General features: G+C 73.8%; 4 protein-coding genes. 3 read left to right on the top strand and 1 reads right to left on the bottom strand.

From position 1 onward, the window contains the following. Positions 1–532 (top strand): MFS transporter (locus IE312_RS38865; protein WP_229899086.1); only part of this gene is annotated, 532 nt, incomplete at its 5' end. Between the two features lie 268 nt (positions 533–800). Further along, positions 801–1,862 (top strand): UDP-N-acetylmuramate dehydrogenase, encoded by a 1,062-nt coding sequence (locus IE312_RS05100; RefSeq protein ID WP_189978724.1) that lies wholly within the window; start codon positions 801–803, stop codon positions 1,860–1,862. A gap of 59 nt (positions 1,863–1,921) precedes the next feature. On the opposite strand, the gene IE312_RS05095 is transcribed toward IE312_RS05100, so the two are convergent. Continuing rightward, a complete protein-coding gene (locus IE312_RS05095) occupies positions 1,922–2,554 on the bottom strand; it encodes an NAD(P)-dependent oxidoreductase (protein WP_189978722.1) in 633 nt (210 codons plus the stop codon). Positions 2,555–2,661: 107 nt separating this feature from the next. On the opposite strand from IE312_RS05095, the gene IE312_RS38860 reads away from it, so the two are divergent. Then, positions 2,662–3,012, top strand: a 351-nt coding sequence (locus IE312_RS38860) for a TetR/AcrR family transcriptional regulator (protein WP_229899084.1), incomplete at its 3' end; no start/stop codon positions are given.

The following is a 3,012-nucleotide window of genomic DNA, read 5'->3' as shown; positions in this document are numbered from 1 at the left end:
GCGGATGCTGCCCTGGACCGGCATGCCGATGCTCGTCGCGCCCGTCGCCGGCATCCTCTCCGACCGGATCGGCGGCCGGCCGGTCGTCGCCGCGGGCCTGTTCCTGCAGGCCGCCGGTCTCGGCTACATGGCCTGGGTGGCCACCGCCGACGCCTCCTACGCCGCCCAGCTGCCCGCTCTGATCATCAGCGGTGTCGGCATGGCCCTGTACTTCGCACCGGCCGCCAACCTGGTCATGTCCAGCGTCCGACCGCAGGAACAGGGCATCGCCTCCGGCGCGAACAACGCGCTGCGCGAGGTGGGCGGCGCGCTCGGCATCGCGATCATGTCCTCGATCTTCTCGGCGCAGGGCGGCTACGAGTCCGCGCAGAGCTTCGTGGACGGCCTGCGGCCGGCCCTGGTGACCGGTTCGGCGGTGGTCGCCCTCGCCGCGGTCGCGGCCCTGGTGATCCCCGCCCGCCGCGGCGCCGGGGCCCCGGCCGAGGCCGCCGGCCAGGCCCCCGCACCGACGCTGGAATCCGCCTCCCGCTGACCGGCCGGCCCAGCTGACCGGACCAGTCACCCCGAAGCACCGCCCACGCGCGTGGACCGTCGACACCGCCGACGGTCCACGCGCGTGGGCCCACTGCCCCGGCACAAGGCGGTCGCCACCCGGTGTCAGTGCGCACGCGCCCGTGCCTGTCCGGCTGTGTCGGCGTGGCCCGTCCACCGGATCGGGTGCGTGCGTGGCCGTCGGCGGACGGTGCGGTCGGGGCCGTGCGGGCGTGGGGGTGCCGGAGGTGTCTCGTAGTCTTGGGCGCGTGCAGGTACTCCACGACGCCCCCCTTGCCCCGCTGACCACCTTCCGGCTGGGCGGTCCCGCGACCCGGCTGGTGACCGCCGCCACCGACGCCGAGGTGATCGCCGCCGTCCGCGAGGCCGACGACAGCGGTACGCCGCTGCTGGTCATCGGCGGGGGATCGAACCTGGTCATCGGCGACAAGGGCTTCGACGGCACCGCCCTGCGCATCGCCACGCGCGGGGTCGAACTGCGCGGGACGACCCTGGAGCTGGCGGCCGGAGAGGTGTGGACCGACGCCGTCGCCCGCACCGTGGAGGCCGGGCTCTCCGGCATCGAGTGCCTGGCCGGGATCCCCGGTTCCGCGGGTGCCACGCCGATCCAGAACGTGGGCGCCTACGGCCAGGAGGTCTCCTCCACGATCACGGAGGTGATCGCGTACGACCGGCGGGCCGGCGAGACGGTCACGCTGACGAACGAGGAGTGCGCCTTCTCGTACCGGCACAGCCGCTTCAAGGCCGACCCCGAGCGCTATGTCGTCCTGCGGGTCCGCTTCGGGCTGGAGGACGCGGACGGGCTGTCCGCGCCCGTGCGGTACGCCGAGGCCGCCCGCGCGCTCGGTGTGCAGCCGGGGGAGCGGGTGCCGCTGGCCGAGGCCCGGGAGACCGTGCTGAAGCTGCGCGCCGGCAAGGGCATGGTGCTCGACCCCGAGGACCACGACACCTGGTCGGCCGGATCCTTCTTCACCAACCCGATCCTCACCGACGAGCAGTTCACGGCCTTCCGCGCGCGTGTGCGCGAGCGGCTGGGCGAGGGCGTCGAGCCGCCCGCCTACCCGGCGGGGGAGGGCCGTACGAAGACCTCCGCGGCCTGGCTGATCGACAAGGCCGGATTCACCAAGGGCTACGGCAGCGGCCCCGCCCGCATCTCCACCAAGCACACCCTCGCCCTCACCAACCGGGGCGGCGCCACCACGGAGGACCTGCTGGACCTGGCCCGTGAGGTGGTCGACGGGGTCCGCGACGCCTTCGGGATCACGCTGGTCAACGAGCCGGTGACGGTGGGCGTGAGCCTGCGGCCGTAGCGCCGGGCGGGCGGCAGGGCCGGTCGGCGGCCGGCGGCCGTCGGTCGTCGGCCGCCGGCTCAATAGGCCACTCCCACGCCCTGCTTCAGGGTCTCCCTGGAGTCGATCATCGACAGCATCGCGTGCGCCACGTCCGCGCGCGCGATGAAGCGCCCCTTGGGCGGGAAACCGCCGACGAGGGTGCGGTACCGGCCGGTGAGCGGCTTGTCCTGCAGCCGCGGCGGCCGTACGGACGTCCAGTCGGTGGCGCTGCCGGCCAGTTCGGCCTCCATCGCGCGCAGGTCGGCGTAGACGTCCTTGAGGATCGCCGACACCAGGCCCCGTACCGCGCGGTCCAGGGGGCCGTCGCCCACGGGGGCCGGGCCGACCGGGCCGGCGCTGACCACGAGCAGCCGGCGGACGCCCTCCGCCTCCATGGCGGCCAGGACCGTACGGGTCAGCTGGGTCGCCACCCCCGCGTCCTTGCGGCTGCGCGGGCCGAGGCCGGACAGGACGGCGTCCCGGCCGCGGACCGCGCCGCGCAGCTCCTCCGGGTCGGTCAGGGCGCTGCGGACGACCTCCAGGCCCGCACCGGTGACGGCGAGCCGGGCAGGGTCGCGGACGACCGCCGTGACCTCGTGACCGGCTTCCAGGGCCTGGCCGACCAGTTCCCGGCCGATCCCGCCGGTGGCGCCGAAAACAGTGAGCTTCATGGTGACTACCGTCCCTCTGCCCCGATGGTGGGTGAGTACTTACTCACTTGGTGCCCGTCTAGAGTGGGTAAACACTCACCCACCCGTCAAGGCCCGATCGGAGCCCCATGGAGACGAAGCCCGCGCGGGTCCGCATCCTCGACGCCGCGCACGAGCTGATGCTGACCGTCGGACTCGCCCGCGCCACCACCAAGGAGATCGCCCGCGCGGCCGGCTGTTCCGAAGCGGCCCTCTACAAGTACTTCGACACCAAGGAAGAGCTGTTCGTGCGGGTCCTCACCGAGCGCCTGCCCCGGCTCACCTCCCTGCTCGACAGCCTCGCCGCCGGAGCGGGCGGGGGCACGCTGGAGGACAACCTCATCCTGATCGCCCGCCGGGCCGCGCTCTTCTACGAGCAGAGCTTCCCGATCGCCGCCTCGCTGTACGCCGAGACCCAGCTCAAACGCCGCCACGACGAC

This window comes from Streptomyces capoamus, assembly GCF_014654935.1.
Lineage (GTDB): Bacteria > Actinomycetota > Actinomycetes > Streptomycetales > Streptomycetaceae > Streptomyces > Streptomyces capoamus.
This window is presented reverse-complemented; position numbering and strand designations above follow the sequence as displayed.